This is a genomic window from Bradyrhizobium zhanjiangense (genome assembly GCF_004114935.1).
GTDB lineage: Bacteria > Pseudomonadota > Alphaproteobacteria > Rhizobiales > Xanthobacteraceae > Bradyrhizobium > Bradyrhizobium zhanjiangense.
In genome coordinates, this window is the sequence record NZ_CP022221.1 from 2,236,779 (window position 1) to 2,258,137 (window position 21,359).

The 21,359-nt window shown below is 57.9% G+C and carries 18 protein-coding genes and 4 pseudogenes; 11 read left to right on the plus strand and 11 right to left on the minus strand.

The genetic code is table 11. The features are described 5' to 3' along the window. Positions 1-686 precede the first annotated feature (686 nt). Complete coding sequence (locus XH85_RS10675; protein WP_128931853.1) at positions 687-1,382, plus strand: GntR family transcriptional regulator; 696 nt, start codon at positions 687-689, stop codon at positions 1,380-1,382. On the opposite strand, the gene XH85_RS10680 is transcribed toward XH85_RS10675, so the two are convergent. From XH85_RS10680 to XH85_RS44895, 4 genes are all read right to left on the minus strand, one after another. Continuing rightward, a complete protein-coding gene (locus XH85_RS10680) occupies positions 1,291-2,988 on the minus strand; it encodes an ATP-binding cassette domain-containing protein (RefSeq protein ID WP_128931854.1) in 1,698 nt (565 codons plus the stop codon). The two genes, XH85_RS10675 and XH85_RS10680, sit on opposite strands and share 92 nt — an antisense overlap. Continuing rightward, on the minus strand, positions 2,975-4,606 hold the full coding sequence (locus XH85_RS10685; RefSeq protein ID WP_164940730.1) for an asparagine synthase-related protein: 1,632 nt from the start codon (positions 4,604-4,606) through the stop codon (positions 2,975-2,977). The genes XH85_RS10680 and XH85_RS10685 overlap by 14 nt, the downstream gene beginning before the upstream one ends. Before the next feature lie 20 nt (positions 4,607-4,626). Beyond that, a complete protein-coding gene (locus XH85_RS10690) occupies positions 4,627-5,184 on the minus strand; it encodes a lasso peptide biosynthesis B2 protein (protein ID WP_128931856.1) in 558 nt (185 codons plus the stop codon). A 72-nt stretch (positions 5,185-5,256) separates the two neighbouring features. After that, positions 5,257-5,403, minus strand: coding sequence for a hypothetical protein (locus XH85_RS44895; RefSeq protein ID WP_164940213.1), 147 nt, complete (start codon positions 5,401-5,403; stop codon positions 5,257-5,259). A 797-nt stretch (positions 5,404-6,200) separates the two neighbouring features. On the opposite strand from XH85_RS44895, the pseudogene XH85_RS10695 reads away from it, so the two are divergent. Beyond that, a pseudogene (locus XH85_RS10695) lies at positions 6,201-6,416 on the plus strand (IS256 family transposase); the annotation flags it as partial. Here the strand turns inward: XH85_RS10695 and XH85_RS10700 are convergent. Next, a complete protein-coding gene (locus XH85_RS10700; RefSeq protein WP_245473455.1) occupies positions 6,413-6,838 on the minus strand; it encodes an SET domain-containing protein in 426 nt (141 codons plus the stop codon). The pseudogene XH85_RS10695 and the gene XH85_RS10700 overlap by 4 nt on opposite strands. Before the next feature lie 192 nt (positions 6,839-7,030). On the opposite strand from XH85_RS10700, the pseudogene XH85_RS46270 reads away from it, so the two are divergent. The 3 genes and pseudogenes from XH85_RS46270 to XH85_RS10720 all read left to right on the plus strand — a co-directional run. After that, positions 7,031-7,410, plus strand: a pseudogene (locus XH85_RS46270) (integrase core domain-containing protein); the annotation flags it as partial. A gap of 803 nt (positions 7,411-8,213) precedes the next feature. Beyond that, entirely contained in the window at positions 8,214-8,525 is a 312-nt protein-coding gene (locus XH85_RS10715; protein ID WP_128931858.1) for a hypothetical protein, read from the plus strand. A gap of 132 nt (positions 8,526-8,657) precedes the next feature. Next, positions 8,658-9,383: pseudogene (locus XH85_RS10720) on the plus strand (transposase); the annotation flags it as partial. Between the two features lie 670 nt (positions 9,384-10,053). Here XH85_RS10720 and XH85_RS10725 read toward each other — a convergent pair. Together XH85_RS10725 and XH85_RS10730 are read right to left on the minus strand one after the other, a co-directional pair. After that, a complete protein-coding gene (locus tag XH85_RS10725) occupies positions 10,054-11,418 on the minus strand; it encodes a hypothetical protein (protein WP_128931859.1) in 1,365 nt (454 codons plus the stop codon). Positions 11,419-12,087: 669 nt separating this feature from the next. Beyond that, complete coding sequence (locus XH85_RS10730) at positions 12,088-12,474, minus strand: hypothetical protein (protein ID WP_128931860.1); 387 nt, start codon at positions 12,472-12,474, stop codon at positions 12,088-12,090. Positions 12,475-12,896: 422 nt separating this feature from the next. Here XH85_RS10730 and XH85_RS47845 point away from each other — a divergent pair, with 422 nt between their 5' ends. Beyond that, entirely contained in the window at positions 12,897-13,304 is a 408-nt protein-coding gene (locus tag XH85_RS47845) for a nucleotidyl transferase AbiEii/AbiGii toxin family protein (protein ID WP_128931862.1), read from the plus strand. A gap of 194 nt (positions 13,305-13,498) precedes the next feature. On the opposite strand, the gene XH85_RS10745 is transcribed toward XH85_RS47845, so the two are convergent. After that, the gene (locus tag XH85_RS10745) at positions 13,499-13,732 is read right to left on the minus strand and encodes a hypothetical protein (RefSeq protein WP_128931863.1); all 234 of its coding nucleotides are present in this window, start codon (positions 13,730-13,732) and stop codon (positions 13,499-13,501) included. A gap of 429 nt (positions 13,733-14,161) precedes the next feature. Between XH85_RS10745 and XH85_RS10755 the strand changes: the two genes are divergently transcribed. From XH85_RS10755 to XH85_RS10765, 3 genes are all read left to right on the plus strand, one after another. Then, positions 14,162-14,446: a hypothetical protein gene (locus tag XH85_RS10755; RefSeq protein WP_128931864.1), complete on the plus strand. Its 285-nt coding sequence runs from the start codon at positions 14,162-14,164 to the stop codon at positions 14,444-14,446. A gap of 745 nt (positions 14,447-15,191) precedes the next feature. Next, positions 15,192-15,557 (plus strand): hypothetical protein, encoded by a 366-nt coding sequence (locus XH85_RS10760; protein ID WP_128931865.1) that lies wholly within the window; start codon positions 15,192-15,194, stop codon positions 15,555-15,557. A gap of 15 nt (positions 15,558-15,572) precedes the next feature. Continuing rightward, positions 15,573-15,971 (plus strand): helix-turn-helix transcriptional regulator, encoded by a 399-nt coding sequence (locus XH85_RS10765; protein WP_128931866.1) that lies wholly within the window; start codon positions 15,573-15,575, stop codon positions 15,969-15,971. Between the two features lie 510 nt (positions 15,972-16,481). Here the strand turns inward: XH85_RS10765 and XH85_RS10770 are convergent. The 3 genes from XH85_RS10770 to XH85_RS10780 all read right to left on the minus strand — a co-directional run bounded on the left by XH85_RS10770 (position 16,482) and on the right by XH85_RS10780 (position 18,072). Next, complete coding sequence (locus XH85_RS10770) at positions 16,482-16,703, minus strand: hypothetical protein (RefSeq protein WP_128931867.1); 222 nt, start codon at positions 16,701-16,703, stop codon at positions 16,482-16,484. Positions 16,704-16,749: 46 nt separating this feature from the next. Further along, positions 16,750-17,787: a hypothetical protein gene (locus XH85_RS10775; protein ID WP_128931868.1), complete on the minus strand. Its 1,038-nt coding sequence runs from the start codon at positions 17,785-17,787 to the stop codon at positions 16,750-16,752. Positions 17,788-17,868: 81 nt separating this feature from the next. After that, positions 17,869-18,072, minus strand: coding sequence for a DUF2188 domain-containing protein (locus XH85_RS10780; RefSeq protein ID WP_128931869.1), 204 nt, complete (start codon positions 18,070-18,072; stop codon positions 17,869-17,871). Positions 18,073-18,349: 277 nt separating this feature from the next. On the opposite strand from XH85_RS10780, the pseudogene XH85_RS10785 reads away from it, so the two are divergent. Together XH85_RS10785 and XH85_RS10790 are read left to right on the plus strand one after the other, a co-directional pair. Continuing rightward, positions 18,350-19,401: pseudogene (locus XH85_RS10785) on the plus strand (methyl-accepting chemotaxis protein); the annotation flags it as partial. A 576-nt stretch (positions 19,402-19,977) separates the two neighbouring features. Further along, positions 19,978-21,351, plus strand: a complete 1,374-nt coding sequence (locus XH85_RS10790) for an ABC transporter substrate-binding protein (protein WP_128931870.1) — start codon at positions 19,978-19,980, stop codon at positions 21,349-21,351. Positions 21,352-21,359: the final 8 nt, after the last annotated feature.

Sequence of the window (21,359 nt, forward strand, 5' to 3'; positions counted from 1 at the left end):
TCCCAGCGGATTCGGCGGCGAAAACTCTAGCCAAAAATGGTCCAGTTTGACGGCCTCAGATCCCTTGAATCGCACGTAGCGTCAAGTTGTATCTCAGATGGGTGGGGACGGCCCCCGACCACGCCAAGGCTAGCCGAGTTAGTCCGCACATCGCCGAGGAGTCATTTGGAATATCTTCAGCATCTTCGGCGAGCGAGAAACTGAACTGGACTCCCGATTTTCGACCAGCGGATCGGGGGGCGGATGACGTTCCATTTTGATAACGGAGCAGGACCATGAAGAGGACCAGCGGAACTCAATCTCTCGATCGCGCCCGGCTCGCTAGTCATGATCAAGGAGGACCGCGAGTGCGGACGCAACATCGTGAAAAGCGAAACCAACATCTTGACGCCGACGTCGGCACCAGTGGCAGCGACGCGGCTTCTTGGGCGAGTTGCACAATGGCAGAAATGCCGCTCGATCATCGCCTCTACCCGTTCCGACCGCCTATTCCGCTTTGGACATACCCACCTCGTACTCGGCAGCAGAGCTTCGTGGCCCTGGCGGAGGGCCGCCACGGCGGCCTATCCTAGCAGCCATTTCGCCGCGGATCGGACCGCGCATGGCTTCCGGGGCGGCATGAGCTATGCCAAGAGGTGAGGCTCCCTTGGCCGCCTCAGTCGGGACGGTTGAACGGGCGAATAATCATGGCTTTTGAGACACAGCATCCAGTATTCCAGGCCTTGCGCGAGCGTCTATTACTGGGCCATTGGCTACCCGGCACAGCCTTGAAGCCTGCCGACATTGCCGACGAGCTTCGCGTCGGAATTTCGCCCGTACGAGAGGCTTTGATACGGTTGACTGAGCGCGATGTGGTGCAAAATGTCGACCACAAGGGGTTCAACGCCAGGCCGATCGACCCACATCAAGCCATCCTGTTCTGCAATATGCTGTCGCAAATGTATGTCGATAGCATCAGCGATTTCACCAAGGCGAAGCTGATTGACGAGGTGGCGGCAAGCTTCTGCGGTGAAATTAAGCCCATCTACGCAAGCAATGAGGATCCCGCCAAACTCTTCTTGAAAGTAGGCGAGTGCTATCGGCGCGCGTTGCTGGTCAAACAGCATCGCCACATTGCGGATCACGTCGCGGACGTCGTTTATGTCTACCTTTCACGCGCAATGGGAACACGTACGTACTACAGCGATTTGCTTGTCGAAAGCCAAAGTATTAGTGCGTTGATGGTCGAAGGGCAGCACAAAGGCGCAGCCCGTGCCATCCAGGACTTTTTCAGACGCCGGGTCACGGAAGTTATGCGAGCACAGGCGAGGCTCTCGCGGATGCCGACCACGACAAATCTAGCACGTAGTCACGTGGACTTATCACGCCCCGGCGGTGCGTGATTGCTATGATCGTCGTGTCCGACGCGAGTTGCCGAAGTTCGTCGAAGATTCCGCGCTCGGTCTGCTCGTCCAACCCGGAACTGGCCTCGTCGAGGAGCAACAGCCGGGGCCTTGCGATGAGTGCACGGGCGATCGCAAGGCGCTGCCTCTCGCCGCCGCTTAGCAATTGGCCCCGCTCGCCGACGCGGTAGTCCAAACCGTCCCGCAAGGAGGTCACCTTATCAGCCAGATGGACACATTCTAGGGCGTGGAACACGTCCGCATCGGAAAACGGGCGGCCCAGCAGAACGTTTTCGCGGATACTCAGATTCATCATCATAGGCTCTGGGGGCACGTAACCTACGTTCGCCAAGTAATCTTCCGGATCGATCGTGGCCAGGTCCAAAGAGCCAACGCGTACCAGGCCGCTGTAACCTTGATGCATTTTTAGCAGAAGTTGCATAAGCGTCGATTTGCCAGCGCCCGACCGTCCGATGATGAAGTTGATGACGCCGGGCTTGAACTCGCCCGTTATCCCCGAGAGAAGCGGCGAGGCGGCTCGCTCATAACCAAACGAAAGCGCGCTGATGGAAATGGTGAGTGAGCCCGATATCGGCATAGTACGCTTGAGCATAGCGGGTCGTGCCGCTGGGGCATGGGCATCAAGCAGCGCCTGCAGCGGCCGGGCCATGCCACGCGCAACGATGATGTCCCGAATTGACATGCCGATAAGCTCGAAGGGCCGGTTCAGTTGAACCAGGATCAGGCTCACCATGACGAGCCCACCTATCTCGCCTGACCGGTCATAGAGCCACAGCGAAAGCCCCAAGATCGAGGCATACTGAACGAACAAGAGGATCGCTTGCAAAGCGCCATAGCGCAACCGGGCACCATAGAACGAGAGCCAAGCTCGGCGCGTGGCGGCGGCCTGGCGCTCATACAACTCAGCTATCCAGGGTTGAGCGCGGAACACCCTGATCGAAATGATGTTTTCGATTGCATTTCCTAAAACGTTCGAGCCCTCGTTACTTGAGGCCTGCGCCTCAGCCTGATACACCTTTGTAACTCTATTGCTCTTCCACGTTATCAACACGAGGACGGCGCCGTAGGCTAGAACGAACAGCGCCACAAACCAATTTGCTGCTCCACCGACGGCAAGGAACGAGAACGCAACATCGGCGACCCCGCCCATCAGCACCATCAAATAGAGCTGGATGTAGATCTTATTGGACTGGTGCCAACTCTCTACCATTACCGAAATCTTGCTCGGATTGTTTTGAGCAAACAGCGATCCCTCGGCACTCACCAGAGCGGCCATGATCTTCTTGCTGGAGAGATTACGAACGTCCTGTTCCAACCTGTTCGACAGAACCGCCTTGACCTCCTGCAAGCACCGAGCAAGCGCGACCGTAACGGCAAACAGCAACAACAAACTGACCGTAAGAAGCGGCGGCGCGCTGGCCAGCCGGGCGACGGCCCGTGAGAACAAGAGCGGCCCGGCGACTGCGCTGGCAGACGCTGCAATGGTCGTGAGCAAGAAGCCGGCGACAAGAAGGCGGGAAGATTGCAGGCTCGTCTTGATGATGTCCCATTGGAGCGGGGGCAAGAGCGGCTTACCCCAGTTCATGAAGGTCCATCCAATCGGCAACACCGCAGAGACGAACGAGTGCAAACGCTGAGTCGTAAGACAAATTGTCGATAGCTGAACGGAGGAGATCGCGGGAGATCAAGCCTTGCCGATACAATGCACTACGCTCGACACGTGACACCAAGGCACCATATTCATACCGCATTAGCATGTCGCGCCCAGCACCTTTGCCAACCCGATGGTAGATCACGTTGGGCAAGTGTTCCCGGAAGGCCTCGCGCTCAAGTGCACGATCAATTCCGTTTGCGTGATGATGTCGGCGAGCCGTGACGAGACCTGCCTTGATGAGCGGCCAGAACACAAACGCCTTTCGCTCTTCTACCGCAATGTCTCGTAGCGCGATGCGATTGAGCTCCGCATGACGCATGCCGAAGAACTGAAACAGTCGCGTCGTCGGCAGGTGGCGTAGGGACCTGGCGCCTGGTACGAGCTCTGCACCGAAATCCGGCCGCACTGACGCGAGAGGCGACTGCGGCCGATGCTCACCGAGCATATGCCGGCGTAAGTCCCGGCCGCTCCGACCGGTAATCACCTCGCGAAGAACACGCCAGACAGACGCTCGAGCCTGAATCGCAAGGCCGGCGAGGTCGCGCAATGCCTCTTGTGGTGATCGGGATTCGGCAAGCAGCTCTCTGGCCATCGTCAAGCGGCGCATTCTGAGAAATAGTTGATCGCCTCCATCTCCTGTGAGCACCAGGCGCGATCCTGCAGCCTGCGCAGCCTCGTGAAGTTGAGCCGTTGTCGCGATCGTGGCCGCTAGCTTACAAGGTCGCGGCGTTGGAGCCAGCAATTCTGACGAAAGGTGGGTCATCGACGAGCGAGCATTCGTTTCGACATAGGTTGGCACGCCGCCCACCTGCTCGGCTAGCGCGGCAAAAAAGAAGCGTTCGTCACCATTGACGTCCGTCTCTGAGTAGCTGTTCAGGAGGGAAAGGGGCCTGCCTCGATGGAGGTCGGCCGCAGCCAGCGCCACTACCGACGAATCAAGGCCCCCGGAACATTCAATACTGAAAGCACCGCCATAGCTTCGCGTTTTGTGAGCGACGCTCGCCGAGATCAATTGGCGAAAGCTGGCCACGTCATCCTTGAAAGAGACCGCCGAGGTGTTGAGCCTGGCTACGGCGCCCGCCAGAAAATCGACTTGCCGAAAAGTCCCCCTTGAGACGATGAGCGCCGCGCCACTCAGTAGCTCAAAAATCCCACTCAACCCTGTTTCCGGGGTCAACCAGGACGCGTTGCATATCAGGCCAGTCAAATAGCCAACGTTGAAGGCGTGGCGTTGCGCCAAGGCGGCATCTGGCAGCTTCAGTCCTGCCCAGCACTCAATCTCATCATTTCTGACCTGGTAGAAGATGGAGATCTCTGAGAAGGGGGGGCGTACGATCGCGGTGCCACTTGGCGCGCGAACAATGAAAGCCGCATCGCCAGCGTACCGCTCCTGCAGCAAAGCGACAATCTCCGGCAGAGACGTGCTTTTGAAGTGTGTTGGTTCCAATTCAGTCGGCATGCCGGTCTCGGCGTCAACAATATCGTTGAGCACCGTGATTTCCACGCGGCCGTTTACAATGATGGTGGCAAGCTCCTTCGCTGAATCCAAGAGCCGGTCTACATTAAGTCTCATTTCTCGAATCTCAAGATGACGCTGTAGTCCTCCACAGCACGCTTCGCGTCGTTCAAAATGAGGTCGCCAGATTGCAGCCAGGCGTGGGCTTTGAAAGGTGGCTGCTTCACACCCACGAGGAGCTCGAGCGATGCGATGTAGGGATAGAAAAACAGATAGCCCCCTACGGAATCCTCAAGACAGCGCGGGCGGCGGAACCGAAGATTGCGCAGATGTTGGAATACGCTGGCGTAGTAATGGATTGTTTCGACTCCCATGGACACCGGTGCCGTACCCCGACGCGAGGCACGTAAAAAGTCGAGTTGACGAGCGATGGTCTGGCTGCGAATGAAGCGAGCAGCATGAGCCGCACGCGCATAGTGCCACACCAGATGGAGGGGTGGGAGAAAGGCTGGCGGTGAACTCAGGCAATCGCGCAACTTTGCCGTCGTCGCGGTTAGCCGTTCACGCTCCTCCGGACAAGCTGCAGATGTGCTCGCCATGCTGTAACGATTGGATTGCAGGTCGAGGCTGATCCAACGCCCGTTAGACCACGCATGAAATATATCGCTCACAGCAGCGATCCCTTGCCCACCGTCTCAAACTGATGGGATGGGCCTAAGCCCATCCCATCAAGACGGTCCGCGTCAATCGGACTCATCCACGAAATAATAATCGCCGGTCGTGTGTTCTGCGCGCCACGAGCCCCCAAAGCCTTTTGTGTGCTCGGTGGCGTCCCCGAGGTCCTGCACCGTGTCATTGATAGCGGTGTCATTGATAGCAATTGTATTCATCCACTTTCTCCAGAGTGACCGGCATATCGCCAGCGCGCGGAAGCTAGCATCGTGATATAGAATAGGGCTTTTATTTTTTGAGTATGATATCGATCGATTCAAAAAATAGTTTGACGTTGCGGAGAATGCGGGATTTGGGCGACGAGGCAATTAGGTGGCGCGTTTGCCGCCAGCGGCCGACGGGACGATGATGCAATCACCTATGATCATACGTACCCCGAGCCTTCCGGGATTAGTCCGAGGGGAAGGTTTCATCGCCGGGTTTCATCAATAGTCGCGTTTTACAGATTCCAACTGGCGTTTACCCCACGTCTCCCGCACCCTAAGGCTCGATCCAGGTTGAAGTTCGCTGGGCCTGACAACAATGACCAGAACATGAAGCGCAGCCGCTGTTCGGAATAGATGGGGTGTTCGGTCCTGATCGCCTGGCCTATTTGCCGAGTAGCCCCTTTTGCCTGGCGATCACGAACCCGTTCATTCGAAAGGGGGAAAGCCATGATCTACGTCGGCCTGGATGTTTCCCTTAACTCCTTGCGATATGCGAGGTCGACGGGACCGGAAAGGTTGCTCTGCACCTTCGATTGTGGGCACCTTGAGCCCTTGGACCAGTCAAGTTGAGCGGGTGGGCCTGGAAGCAGGACCGACTTCAGAATGGCTGACGCGAATTAATCGGACCGGGGCTTCCGGCCGTTAGTTTGAAAGCCCGCCTGGCAAGGCAGCGCTTTCAGCTATGCCGGTGAAGACCGAGGATCGCGCAGTTGGTAAGAACTGGTTGTTTCAAACCCGTCCATGTCAACGAGAGTGCGTTCGCGACCGTGCGCCACCACACAATGCGCGCCAAGGAATGTCTGTCGAACAAGATGGCGCTCGCTATGATCTTCAAGCTCGGGAGCTCGCCGAGAAAAGCTGGCGTCGTGTCAATGGCTACAACAAGTTGCCGAAACTCTCCCCCATGTAAATTCGCCCGCGGAATAGAAGTCGCCAGACCGCAAACTCAATCCGCTGCCGCCTAGCCTCTTGAGGCACCAACATTCGGCGATAGCTCTTTAACCCACGATAAGTCGCACCTTGGATCGAAAGACAAGTAATCGCAAGTCAGTTCTTCGCCCGGTTGTATGTCACGGGCTGTGAAAATTCGGCAATGATCGTCTTGGTATGTGTTTGGTTGACTGCTGTGATTCATGAAACGGGCGTTGTCAGCATTGTACTCTAGAACACCATCATCAACGTCGAGGTCTCTTGGATAGGCATGCTTGTCAAGTAAAGCTTGAAATGTTCGAGGTAAAGTTTCGTACTGTTCAGGTGTCACGGCAATGTCAACGATTGGGTTATGAATCCAAATCAATGCACCTTTAGGCAAAAGAGTAGCAGAGAAAAGTCCAATACCGCCAAACTGGTCTGGCTTCAAAATCGTTTCAACGATCAACACCGACATATCTCCCAAAGTCACTAGCACCTGTAAGCTAACCAACCGGAGCCGTGCGATCTCCTGCAAAAAATGGTGGGGTCGTTTAATCGCATCTCGTCACAACCTCGATTTTTCTTATCTGTGCATTCGTTTCGGTAGCGGCTGCTACGGATGAGGATCTCGGCTGTCGCTCCACGAGGAGATGCTGCAGAACAGGCGCCAGGGTTCGCCTTCCGCGGCACCGAGGTCGTGGAGGTGCTGGAAAGAGCCTGCAAGGAAGGGGATTGCGGGCAACGATCCGCGTCGATCAAGGCAGCGAGTTCGTGTCGCGATCTGGACCTATGGGTCTACCAATGCGGTATGACGCTGGATTTCTCCAGGCCCGGTAAGCCAACCGACAACGCGTTCATCGAAGACTTCAACGACGCTTCCGGACCGAATGCCTCAACACTCACTCGTTCCTCAGCCCTGCGGACGCCCAAGAAAAAGTGGCGACTTGGCGCAGATACGATAACGAAGAACGGCCCCATGGCGCGATCGGCAACAGACCGCCGATTTTGCTGCAAAACCACTCGGCGCATCCAGCCCGCCCAACGTGATCAAGGCGAAAAAAGCTCTAGTTCTGGATGGTCCCAAAGTGCGGTCTCACTGCAAAAACTCTGAGACTCTGACCGCTGTTGGATGAAAGGTGAGCGGCAGGTGCAGGACAATTTCGCGGCGTATTCAAAAAACGATGCGGCCAGGCGTGATCGATCTGCCGCTGGCCGCGCGGGTCCTGTAGCTCCTGGTGATCGCCCAGCGCAGTCTGGTGCTTAGCGGTCGACGGACAGAGCTTTGCAAAACGGCTGATGCTGATCAGTAAGCGAGGACACGCCAATGCGCTTTGTCCGACGCCCCAGCCGGTCGCAGGCCGATTGTCTCAAGGTCATCGGCAAACTCACCAAGCCCGGTTGGGGGCGGCGCATGAACGGCTATGCTCTCCCAGTGTCGAGACCACACAGCGGAGCTGAACGCAGGGTAAACTTAATTTCCCTGGATCGAAAGCTCACCTCAAGGGATCATGGCCAGCAGTTAATCGAGCCATCAACCAGTCCCTGCCTTACTTGTTCGGCCCGTTCCTTGGACAGCTTCTCGGCCAAGCTGTGGTCCTTTAACAGCGCCGGCCCCTTGCGTTCTCGATCATAAACCATCCAGCCGGTGGTCCCCCTTCGAACGAGGAACCTGGACTGTTCCGGAGATAATTCGTGGCTCAACAGTTCCTCCTACATTGACCCGTTACGAAATCGCATCGGGTGTCCCAAGGAAAGACGACACTCGTGTCACGAAAATAAGCCGTGCCCTTTATTCCTGAGTCGGGACACTGAAATTCCCACGCAACAAACGCACTGCACGCCCTGTGCCAATGGCCGAGGCATCTTTCGATGCGGCGTTCGTCTATCCCACCGCCGCAGAAGAGGCATGCAAACACCTCGTGAAATTGATCACCTCGCCCGAGGCCAGACGGGCCCATGACCCCGGCCGGCGTGACTGGATCGGCCGTGAAGGCTTGCACTATCTGCTAAGGCAGAAGATTGTTGCTGCGATCGTCAATCTAGGCCGGCAGGAAGTCCGAAACGCCTCGCCGGTTCGCGCCAGCGAGCCTTGGTCTACGACTTATCTCGGCATCAAGTGCGATGTGAAGTCGTTCACACATGATGATCGCGATATGAATTAGATGGAGGTAAGAGCTTCGATCGACTATCGCTGAAAGTTGGTGACGGCGACAATCGGAAAGGCGGCATATCGTGGGGTGCTTGACGCCTCCACTTCTTCACCGAAGGAGCGATATGCCGTATCCAAAGATAACATCATCAAGTTCCGCCAGGAACCGTCGCCGATAACTCACAGAAATCTTGCGTAGCGGGGCACGTATCTTTCTCGCGTAGGCGATCTAGGCTGAGGTCACGGACTTTCTCGGCAAGCATGCCGATCTGAAGCCCGTGGACGGCCACCAGCGCATCGTCCGGCAGGTCACCTGCCCGAGCAGCAGGTGATGAACAGTACCGGTCCGGTCGCTATCCGCTACTCGCGTCTGCGCGTCGCGAGGCGGACGCCTCCGAACCCGACCGTTTCCGGTTCTCACGTCGATCCTGCCACCCTACATGTTGTGTTCGAAGCGGATCGAGACACTGCTGCCGATCCTTACCTGAAGGGGATCTCGACTTGCGACTTCTCGGAAGGGCTGGCTGCGCTGCTTGGCAAGGATGCTGCCGGGTTGTCGGCCTCCGCGATCGGTCGCCTGAAGCATGGCTGCCTCGACGAGCACACGGCGTGGCAGAAGCACGATCTGTCGGCGAAACGCTACGTCTACATCTGGGCTGGTGGCATCCATCTCGAGGCCCGGCTCGAGAACGAAATGCAGTGCATCCTCGTGCTGATCGGCGCGACGCCGGAAAGCCGCAAGGAATTGGTCGGCTTCACCGATGGCGCCCGAGAGAGCGCGCATGACTGGCGCGGTCTGCTGCTTGATCTGAAGCGCTGTGGGCTCGACGTCCTTCGCGGCTCGTCCACCGCCGATGGCGCACTCGGGTTTCCGCGGAGGCGCTGAATGCAGATCTCAAGAGCTATAACCAGGACACGAGCGGTGGCGGCAACGTCGGGCAGCACGGGCTCAGCTGCGGAAGTCGTCGGTCGGCGCTGACGCGATGGAGATCGCGCTCGGTATCCCGACCATTGCTGATTCCGAAGATACGGCACTGACAGACTGGAGGCGGATCGACGACGCCGCTGCGCAGCGCGGCGTTGGCCAAAAGAGCTTTCTGCCGAAGGCCGCGACCAGGATGTGCATCTGGGCTAGTGGACGACCACACCCATCTGCAGCCAGCTAAGCTCAGCCGACGCGTGTTCAACGGGGCGCCGGAAGTAGCCTCTTTACTCCGAGGATGCTTCTCCTGACTCGGGACTTGAGGAGGCCCCGATTGATGGCAATGCTGTAAAACGCAACGGCAATAACACCGTAGGTGTTCTTCGCAGTTTTGGGGCCGCCGGCGCTTCGCAAAGATCAAAGGACGATGGCTGTGCGGCTCAACGAGGAGCCGCACAGCGATGATGCGCGCAAGTTAATCGGGCCGGGTAGCGCTCACCCGCACCGCTCTGAACCGCACCAAGCTCGCAAGAGTCGCTGGAGCAAGCTATGGTTCATTAACAAATCCAATACCGAAGCTATGTGGACGGGCTCCTATCTTGGGATTGCCCCTCGGCATCTACATTCTCGGGTGATGAATGAGCCGAACGTCGTTGGGCCCTCCCGGTCCCCGGACGGCGGTGTAGAGCTCGCCGCGAATGTCGTATTGCTTTATCGGCTGCGCCGCGTCCGGCAAGAGGCCCCAGCGGCCGAGCTTCGAGAGCATCGTGTCCGGGGCGGGTTGGGTGCCGTGCAAAAAACTCTCGGGAACGGCCCATGATGCAGCATAAACCTCGCGGGCCGCCGCGGACGTCCTCTCAGCCCTAGAGGACGCCGGAGCGGCTTGCTCCATCGAACGTCCAAGCAGCGCTGGTGAGGCTCGATTCGCAGGCTGCGCGCTGGGCTGCGGAACGTTTTCCGGTCGAGATGCCAGAGGAATGGCAGGGCCTGGCGCATTGAGTGGGGTGCTTGGTCTCATCGTCGCCGCGGGCACGAATAGCGCCGTGTAGCGGTCATTGTGAACGATAAAGCTGTTGGGTCGGCTGTCCTGGCTCGGCGGGATGCCGCTACCGTCAAGCGCAGCCGACGCGTGCTGGTCGCCCTGCCGGAAGTTGAAGGGACGAACGACCGCTCCTAAATTCAGGGTCTGCTGATGGCGCGCGGTTGGCTCGAGAGACGATGATGGGCCGGCGTCTTGCACCATCGCCCACAGCTGATCCTGATCGTAACCTTCCTCAGGAAGGACCAATGGCGAACTGTCCGCTGGCCCGAAAGGCGACGGTGCGCCGACGCTTTCCATCAGCACACGAGCCATTGAATTGCCCGGCTCGCTCAGCTGGCGCTCAATGGCATCCAGTTCCGGCTGGCTTAGCGTCCTCTGCCTCTTCGCAGGCCTCAACTGCTCGCTGTAATCCTCACCCATGAGGGGCGCGTGACTTGAAAGGGGGGCGCTCCCGGTCAGCTCGTTCGGAGTCGGCTGGTAGCCGTCGCTCCAGTTGAACTGACGAACGGCTTCTCGGGGATCCGGTGCTTGGTGGTCGTGCGCGGTTGGCTTGAGAGACGATGCTAGGACGGCTTCGCCGATCATCCCTCGGAGCGAATCCCGATCGTGACCTCCCGCACTCAGCTCGCTCGGCCAACTCGAAGCTTCCCGCGCGCTGTGCTGCGCAGCGACGTGCCCGACGCCTCTGGTGACTGCGTCTTCGGCATGAGGACCGCTGGCCCCAAATTCCAGCGCCTGGGTGAGTCTAAGGTCTTCGTCAGGCAGATGAGGATAGTAGTGATCTGGAGACACAGGAACCCCTGCGACGGCAGCGGTATCAAGCTGCGGGACTTCATGCAAGTACGGCTCAAACTCCGCTTGCTGCTGTTGCGGCTGTGGTACCGCGGCGTTGTGAGCAGCGAAATCCCGGTCGAATGGGTTGATCCTGTTAAATGGGTCCATATCCCCTCCGTTTGAGTCGGTTCGCAAATCCTGAGCAGATTCGCTCTCTGGTTCTCCCTCTATTAGGAACAGCTGTCGACAAGCTGACGTGCTTAGAGACTTGGGGGTGCGCCGGTTCACGCGGTAACCAGCAGGCGCCGTGGCGATCGCGCAGGAACGTCGTGGCATCGGCCCCACGGGGCTGGTCCAAGCGGCTCCTGCGGCCATTTGTTTTGTAATGTCCGGAAGTGTCCCAATTTCCAGAGAAACGATTTTGTGGGGCACTTAGGGGGCTGATAGCCGAACGACGGTGCAGCCGGTGCTGAGGCTATGGGCACGGTCTCCTAGGCACACCGGGCCCGCGTTGCTCAAGGCCGCCTCAGGTGGGCGCCGTTCTCTTGATCTAGTTCAAGCTATGCCTCCCTCTGCAGGCCACGCCTGCCGCGCCGCTGCCAAGGCGTTCGTGGTCGACGATTTCAAGACGGATCAGCTTCGGGCAGGGCGACCGAAACTGATACCGTAGTGGGCCATTACCGTGGTGGAAAAGCCGCCGCTCCTCATTGCCTCGACACTGGTTCGGGCGGGCCCCTAGTCGTCGGGCTTCAGAAGGGCAAATTCCACACGAAATAGAGAAGCACAGCAATGGCCCCCCAGAAAAGTATGCCGCGGAAGATGGAAGCGAGCGCCATGTTAATCGCCGTCTCGCCCAAGCCGCTGCGCCATGGCGATTCCATCGATCGCGTCTGCTAGCCCTTCTAAGAAAACCCGATACCACGCATCATCATCGGGAAGCTCCCATTCTCGTAGGCTGCCGACGTAACGGGTCAGAGCAATAACGCCCGCGATCGTGGTTGGCGCTGAACGGATGAGCACATTCGCATGCTCCGCGAGAGCATGGCTCCTTTGACTGCTGATTTCGTCGGCGGCATCAAACTCGGACCCCTTATCGAGCTTCGCCGATACGGACAAGGCCGCATCGTAATGCGCCGACAGCTCGCGATGACGCTCGATCACTACGAAGATAAGATCCCGATCGGCTGCAGCGGTCGACTGGGTGGAAATTTCCTGCGATGACAATGTTGGCCCCGAGCAAGTAGCAAGCCTATGTTAGCATCGCGGCCATGATGATAATCAGCGTAGAGGGTCCTTCATCTGCGGTATTTCTACTCGATCGGATTGGGCATTCAGACGAGGTCACCGGCTCCATTTGGAGGTCGAGGAGTTTCGGGGACGACGGCGCGCGCCTTTACTCGCGCCGGAAAACGGCTCCGCTCCAACTATTCCCGGCGTAAAGCTGCATATTTTGCGCGTATCAGAGGTTGTTATCCCGCATCGGCTGCGCTTGGATACGCTTCCACATTCGAAAGGGGCGGGCGAAATGATAAAGTTGATTGCAATAGTTGTCGGTCTGTTGCTGCTCGGCGTGATCGGACAAGCAAACGCACGCGGAGGACATGGAGGGCGCGTCAGCTACGGCGGCGGACATCACACTACCAGTCATGGCGGCAGCTATTTGGGCGGATCCGGCTCATCACACCGTGGCGGGACTTATCTCAATTCGAGAACTGGCAACCGTTACGGCACTCATCGATAACGAGCGAAGAGGCGGGACTCGAGGCGCAGCCATTCGATGGGACTTTTTACGCGTGGGCAACGATGGGAGCCGACGTTTCGGGCCGCCGCCGGTCCCCGCCGACGTCTTTCATTCTTATTCCGACATGGCTGAAGACGGCATCGAGGTACTGGCCTACGACTACGTTGAGGCCTTCGCAGAAAAGTTCAGGGCTTTGGCCGAGCGAACGCGCCCGCGCGATCTCTATGATGTCGCGAATCTTTATCGAAACGCCGATTGTCGAGCGGACAGAGTGTTGTCTCGATCAAGCGGCGTCCCCTTAGGGGCGCCATAAAATGATTTCAGGCTGATCGCCTGCCTCTTAGGGCGCGTGCCCAATACCGTTGTGAGGCAGACACTTATGGTGGCCGCCTCGCGACGTAACGAAAGGAATCGAATTAGAGGCTTTCACCCGTTCTGTCGACGTAAGATAATCTGGACTTCGGCATCGCGCTTGCCCAACTGCAAGCGCGTCGAGATCAGATATATTCACTCGACCTCATGGTATTCGGTCCGGTCGAAATCCGAGTCGAACAGCGCTGCTGCGGCGTCGTAGAGCACGACGGTATTGACAGTTGACTGCATGGCGTACCAGGCGCGCAATGCCTCGATCGCCGATGCATGGGCTCGCAACGATCGCGCCGAGGCTTGGCAATCGAGCACCTCCAGCTTGAGTGCCTCCCGCTTCGCGCCGCTCTCGAGGATATTCCGATCGACTGTCATTTCTCCGCCTTCACCGTCCTAGTTGGTCCGCCAGAATCTATGCGCTGCTACCAGCCTGCCAGTCTGCGCCGTATTGACGGATCATTTCGCGATGGGACCGTTTGATAAAGGCGCGCTCGACGCAAAAGCCGGCGGTGACTGAGCGGCTAGGGCTAGGCCGCGCGCGACGTAGTCAGCCAGCAAACTCCAAATTATGTTACTGCCGGCGACGTGACAAAAGTGAGTGCCATGACGGTGCTGCGAAATGCCTTAGCCATGGTTGTTCCCCCAGCCGATCGGCGAGGGATGTTAACATTGCAACCAAGACGTTCTGCGGCGTTTAACGGGCAGGATCCGTCGTATTTCTGCTGGATCAACTTGTGGTCGCGCGCGGTAGGCTGGTGAAGGAATATATGATGGCAACCAACCGCGTTTCGCAAAGGTGATATCATGGCGGGAAAACCAGACTATCTCAGCGGCCCGCTCGAAGATTGGGAGCCCGTGGATTCACCCCCGAAGGGGCTTGATTCTAGTACTCCGCCCCCCAAGCCAGACCATGTGGCGCAGGAATGGAGTAAAGTAGCCCGGAAATATGCCGCCGATTCCGGCCGGTCCGGCTCGTCCTCTGAACACTCCACGCTGGTGCGGGCGAAAAAGAAGGGATCCCGCGATACCGACGTGAATGCCAAGACCTTTGTCTTGTCTGGAAATAAGATCGTCGGCTCACAGGGTTGATGTTGCACCGCGGCATATCGCCGCCGCCTGAAACGGGGCGGCGGCTTTTTCATGCGAACTTCACGCGGACCGCGTCAGAAGTATCATTTCGGTAAGCCAGAGCGGTCTCAAAGACAGCCCAAAGACGCCAGAAAATATCAGTCGATCCGACTTACATCGGCGAGCTGGCTGTGGCCGCTGTCGTTTGGGCCGGCGGGTTGCAAGCAGACTGGCAGGGGCCGCTCTGCTCTCAAGCATGCTGCTGGGCATGATCTCTCGAGTATGGACGGCTCCGGGTTGGCAAGAAGAATCTTCACTTTGCAGCACTGGTCGGAGCAGCCATGTGTTCGGCCTGTTTACGCGGTACCCATGACCGCTGGCCATAATGCCCTCCGCGGATCAGGTCCCGGTCAATAGCACGCATTCGACGATGCTGTGGCCCAAGTGGGTTGTCCTGATCGCCGGATCGACCCGGCGCTGCACCGTCGCACTGGATCGATGCCAGGCGATGATGCGTCGGTCGAACTCCAGGATCTGGGGTACATCTGCACAAAGTTCCGGCCCCTTCAAGGGCATGACGGTCAGGGACAACTTTGGAACTGGAGGCGGTCCGGCCGGGAATTTTATCTTATCCAAGATAGACGCATTTTTTGAGGCGTCCTCTGGTTGCATCCTGCGAGGAGGTGTATTTTCTGGTTCCTCCCTGCAACCTCACACGAAGCTGCCGCGGCTGGATGGGGTTGACAATTCATAAGGAATTCCTTATATGCTGGTTTCGTTCGAAGATCCGCAATTGGGAGATGCGGCTGATGAATTGGAGCAGCTCGGGCATGATTTCGCCTGCGAGGTCCTGCTGTACCTTCAGAAGATTCACAGCGGATCGGTGGACGCAAGGAATTTGTCGCCCTTCTATACTTATAGGGGCGTTGAGATGTTCCAAATCTTCGGAGGAGACAAGTTCGCCATCTTCGCTGTCGAAATTGATGGTGATGGCGACGTGACGGTGACGCTGATGCTTGCGGCTGAGCATGGCGTGCTGATGTATGCTGGAGGGTCTTCCTGGAATGGCAACGACTATAGTGCCTTGAAGACCGGAATACTGAATGCGCGAGCTTCAGTTTGGTTTGTATGAAGAGTGGAGGCAGCAATGGTCAAACTCAAAGTCGAAAAAAGCAGCGAGCGTCGACCGCAAGCCGTTGCTGAGGTTAGCAGCAACGGGCGCGGTCGTTCGCTCGCTGACCTTGTGGAAAAAATCGAACATGCTGATCCAAACCTTTCAGCCGAAAAACAACTGTCGAGTGCGGCGATGCGTGCTGGTGAGCTAGTTCGAGCCATGCGCAAGGATGCCCGTCTCTCACAATCCCAATTGGCGGAAAAGTTGGGCGTAAGCCAGGCTCGGGTTAGCGAAATCGAATCGGGTGTCGGAATCCAGGGACCCACTTGGGATTTGATGGAGCGAATTTCAGTTGCATGCGGCAAAACGCTTGGGGTTGCTACGTCCAGCGATGATCTAGAACTCGCGGCTCACATGCCTATGACTATGTAGTCTGATCTGTCGATGAGAACCTGAAGTAGATGGGTTACTCGTGGTGGGACGCACTCAAAGATCTTCTGGGCGTCGCGAGTCCAATATTCATTGCAGTCCCCTGGCTGAAAGACTTCTGGCTGCGTCATCGGAGGTCGCGGGTCGAACAAGTCGAAGCAACCGGACGCCTGGGTCGGTTAAAGCAATCGATTGAAGGTGCAATCCGCCAAAAGATCGAATCCCCGAAAGTCGCAGACTTCGTGTGGACCATACTTGGTCTTGCGCTGATCCTCGCGAGCTTCTTGATCGCGTTTATTCGAGGTCTCAGTGATCTCCTCGGACAAGAGAGCTAAATCCCGCGATGGTGTCTTCGCATTGAGTGGGTGTGACCCTTCACTAGGACCCGGGAATCTCCCATGAGCTCACCACCGCGAGGTCTCCCGCCATCTGAATGGCCTCATTTCGGCGCCCTTTCAGGGGCTTAGCGGCCCCTGAAGGGCGTTGGAGGCCTGGATTTCGATGAAATGAATGTCATCGTCGAAGGCCGAATGGCGCGTCCGAACGAGAAGCAGATACCGGTCCTCCGGGATTGATCGAGACCACCGTCAACCCAGCGTGTAGCGTCGGCTTGGCGAGCGCGCAGGACGCCAATGAAATCGTGCGAAGGAAGATGAACGTGCGGCCGAAAACGGTTTCCTCGACCTCCGCATCTCCCAGCGGTATTTCCTGCGATCCCCTAAACCAATCGAACATGCGGATCGCTGCATCCTCGGATTTCGGCGGCCGCAGCAAAAAAGACCTAAGCCTTCGTCGCTTCAGGACCTTTCTCTACGAGGTGACGAATAAGGTTGGATAAAAAGAAATAAACGCTGACCAGACCCTGCCGGGCCTCGGCGACGGTAACCTCGGCATGCACACCCTTGGAGGCCAAGTCATTCAACCGACGAAAGAAGACCTCCAGATGATCGAGCTCAGCCGTCAGCAACTCACGCGCCGTCGAATCGCGCAGCTTGACTCGCATGAACTCTTGCAGCCGATTGAGGTACTGCTGGTCGCCCAATTTGCGCTCTTGCCCATCCACACACCGAACAGGCGCCTCGCTGACCACTGGCCAGAATAGATCCGCAGCGGCTTTCAAGGCGCGGCGCACTTCCGTCAGGAGCAGCGCGCTATCCTCGCTGTCACCGGGGGCCGCGAGCTGGTTGGCCTTCATCAGCTTCTGCAAAACGTCATCGGCCCGACCTTTGAAGTAGTTGTGGACCTCATTCTGCACGCCGTGAAGGAAGGATCCCTGCTGTTGCTCGGCCTTAAGCTGCTGCTCCATCGCGATCGCATAGTTCAGGCATCGAGACTTCAGCCGCGCCTTGATGGTGTGAAGCCCGGCGATGCGCTCGCGGAGGTCGGCCTTCTGCGGAAAGGCGGCAACCGTAAACGCTGCCACGTCATCAGGGGGCAAACCGGCAGGCGTCTTGAGATCGTCCAGGGCGCCCTGCCAACGCACGATTTCGGACTCGATCTCGCCAGCCGCCACCATCAAGACGTTTTCCGGCTCGTTCGTACCGGGGTCCGCGAACCGGTTGATCGAATGAACGTCGAGATACCGATCGAGCGATTTTTTGTAGAGGAACTTCTTGGTCTCATCATTCAGGTGCTTCGTTTCTTCATGAAGGACTCGAGCGATCTCACGCTTGTCTGGATAGAGCTCGCGAAGAAAAATCGCGGCATGGAGATAGTCTTTTGCGGTTCGCGCCACGCGCAGGCAGGCCATCACCGCGTTTTCGACACGGTCATGCTCGACATGGTCATGAATACGGGCGAGCGCTGCGGCAACATCCATGGCAATGACAATTGGCAGATGAATCGGCCCTATCACCGCATGGGCGATGGCGTTTGCGCGAACATGTCGAAGAGAAAGAAGCTAAAGCTTGCGCCACTTGTCGCGCCCGGGGCCAATGTCCCGCACGCGCTCAACGTGGATCGTGGCATGCGGATCGATGGCCCTGGCCCTGTCGATCGCCTGGCCTTGCGTGTCGGTGGTCGCGCTAGCGCGCTCTGCATTGGGCCGCAACACGTTGTAGCGACCATCCGGCCTCTGCTCGATGAAGAACTCGTTCTTGGCCATAAGGCCTCCTAAATATGAATTTCGCGCTAACGATGACGCACCTTGGGTATGCGCCAGTTATGTGTGCATGGTCCATCTTGCGATCAAGGGTAGTTGCGCAAATCACGCGGCCATGCCGGAACGCGAAGCGGTGGAATCAAGACCGCTCAGATGACGCTACTTGCTGATGGCGCTCATGAGGTGGAAGCGGGTCTATGGCTGCTGAGAGTGACGCTATGGGGACTTCTCATCGCTAGAGTGACGCTCGGGATTGTGATTGCGTCCCTGACCGCGCGCCATTGCAACTCCCATTCAGGCAATGACAGCCGCGATAGGCAGGCTGGCGGCTGGTGATACATCCACACTCGTGCCTGGGATTGGACGGCCTGACGAGATCGGCGAAATGGCAGATGCGGCCGAAGTCTTCAAGAGGGGCATGATCGAGGCTGATCATTTGCGAGCCGAGCAGGCGGAGGCCGAGGCTCGTGCACTTCATCAGCGCCGCACGGAGCTGCTGCAACTCGCGAGCCGCTTCGAGAGTGCGGTTGGAGAGATTGTACATAACTTCTCGTCGTCCTCAACCGAATTGGAGGCAGCCGCCAATACGCTCAGCAACACGGCCGAGGCGACGCAAAAGCTTTCTGCCCAGGTGTCTGTCGCCTCCGGGGAGGCTTCCGGCAATGTGCAAGCGGTCGCCTGCGCGACCGAGGAAATGAGTTCCTCGGTGACCGAAATAAGCCGGCAAGTTCAGGAAGCCGCTCTGATCGCGAGTGGCGCGGTTCGACAAGCCCATCAAACCAATGAGACCGCGTGAACGCGCTCTCGGCGGCGGCAACGCGCATCGGGGATGTCGTTGCGCTTATCAACAGTATTGCCGGGCGGACCAATCTGCTGGCTTTGAATGCCACGATCGAAGCGGCACGAGCGGGCGAGGCGGGCCGAGGGTTTGCTGTCGTGGCAAGCGAAGTCAAGGCGTTGGCAGAGCAGACGGCAAGGGCGACAGGCGAGATCGCCAACCAGATCGATGGCATCCAATCGGCAACGCAGCAATCTGTTTCGGCGATCAGGGATATTGGCCTCACTATCGGCAGGCTATCTGAAATATCGTCGGCAATTGCCTCTGCGGTTGAAGAGCAGGGCGCCGCCACGCGGGAAATTTCGCGCAACATCCAGCATGCAGCGCAAGGGACAGAGCAGGTCGCCCCAAGCATTGTTGACGTGTAGCGCGGGGCCAATGAAACTGGCGCGGCTTTAGGTCAGCTCCTTGCTTCAGCGCAAATCCTATCCAGCGACAGCTCGCGGCTGAGGACTGAAGTGGAGAAGTTTCTGCAGACTGTTCGCGCCGCCTGAGTCTTCTGTCGCTCAATGCAAATAGGCAAACGATTTTGGATCGATTGCGAAACAAAGCCGGCAGGTACTCCGAGGAAAGCAGATCTGGCAGTCTCACAAGCTGCGGGCACAACAATTATCGCTCCGCCGTTTGGCCGGCCGAGACAACAGATCGTCGGCACGATAGGAGATTGCGAAAGGTTGCGGCAATGCATCGCTATTCTGCAGCGAGCTCTCGTCTCTCTTGAAAGAACCACTCGAGAACAAGATCGCCGCATCTGCGACGAACGGCGAGATCAAATAGAACATTTGAACCAACTGCTGATACAAAAGCTCGAGCAGTTGGCCCGGATCGACAAGTCGTTGTGGGACTGGCTTCGCGGGGCCTGAGCATGTGCCTGCATTTGATCATCTCCCATCGTGGCTTCTTGAAACGGCTCCTGTGATGTTGTTGTCTTGACTTACCCAATGTTACCCAACTTCGATCTGAATGGGTGCATATGGGCGGAAAATGACGGTTAGCGTTCCCAATACTCGCGGCCCTGGAAGAAGAGGGGCACGTGAACTTGCGGGCCAAAGAGCCCAGAGGAGGGACTGATGCCAAGGACGCTAGCCGCTTTGCGCGGCCATTCGGCTCATTTCGCCAGAACCGCTCTGATTTGCTCAACTCTCTTGGCCGGTGCGGCCGCGGCCAAAGCGGAGGATATCAACTGGCGCCAGTTCGAGGGCGCTTCGATCGTGTGGGCTTATGATATCCATCCGTATGCTGACGCGGTTGCAGCACAGCTGCCCGAGTTCGAGAAGTTGACAGGTATCAAGGTGACGCCCGAGCTTTATCCGGACGACGCCTACTGGAATAAGCTGACCATCCAGCTAAGCACAAAGTCGCCCTCGTGGGACGTGGTCGGCACGGGGATTCAGCCGGCTTGGGATCTCGCGCCAGGTCAACTTCTTGAGCCGCTCGATCGTTATCTGAACGACCCCAAGCTCACCTCGGCAAGCTACGATTACAAGGACTTCTTCCCCGCACTACGTGACGCGCTGACATGGGAGATCAAGGGCGGGCAGATCGAGGCCGGCCGCGGTCAGGTGTGGGCCATCCCCCACGGTTTCGAAAACATCCAATTGTTCTACCGCAAGGACATTCTGGACAAGCACGGCATCAAGGTCCCGACGACTCCGCCGGAAATGTCCGCCGCTTGCGAAAAGCTGAAATCTGCCGATCCCGGGATCACACCTCTGGGCGTGCGGGGAGTGCGCTTTTGGAGCAGCATCCACACGGCCGCAATCTCGATCGCCAAGTCCTATGGTGTGCACGACTTCGTCGTCAAGGACGGCAAGTTGGAAACCGGTCTCGATTCGCGCGAGTCGATCGCCTTCCACAAGGACTATGTGGAGATGATCAAGAAGTGCGCTGCCCCGTCCTTTGCCAACGACAACTGGTACCAAGTGGTCGATGGTATCAATTCGGGTCGGACCGCGATGGCGATCGATTCCAACATGTTCGGGTTCTGGAACAACGTTGCGGGCAAGCCTGCTTCGGGAAAGATCGCATTCGCTCCCCCGCTGCGCGCTCCGAACGGCAAGAATTTCGAATCGAACATCTGGATCTGGTCCCTGGCCATGAATGCTGCCTCCCAGAAAAAGGGAGCGGCCTGGCTGTTCATTCAGTGGGCTACGTCAAAGCAGGTCGAGCTGAACGGCGCCGTCGCCGGGAAGCTCGTCAACTCTCCGCGTGCTTCGACCTGGAGCGACAAGGTTTGGCTCGACTATGCGGCTAAACCGGAATTCACGAACTTTGTGGATACCTTCAAAAGCGTGCAGGACAGGGCGGCGCTCGCCTTTACACCGCGCGTAGGGTTTGCCGAGGCCATGAACGCCTGGGCAGTCGCCATGCAGAAAATGGTCAATGGCGCGGACGTGAAGGCGACGTTGACCGACCTCGCCTCCGAGATCCGCTCTTCCATGTAAGGCGGTCG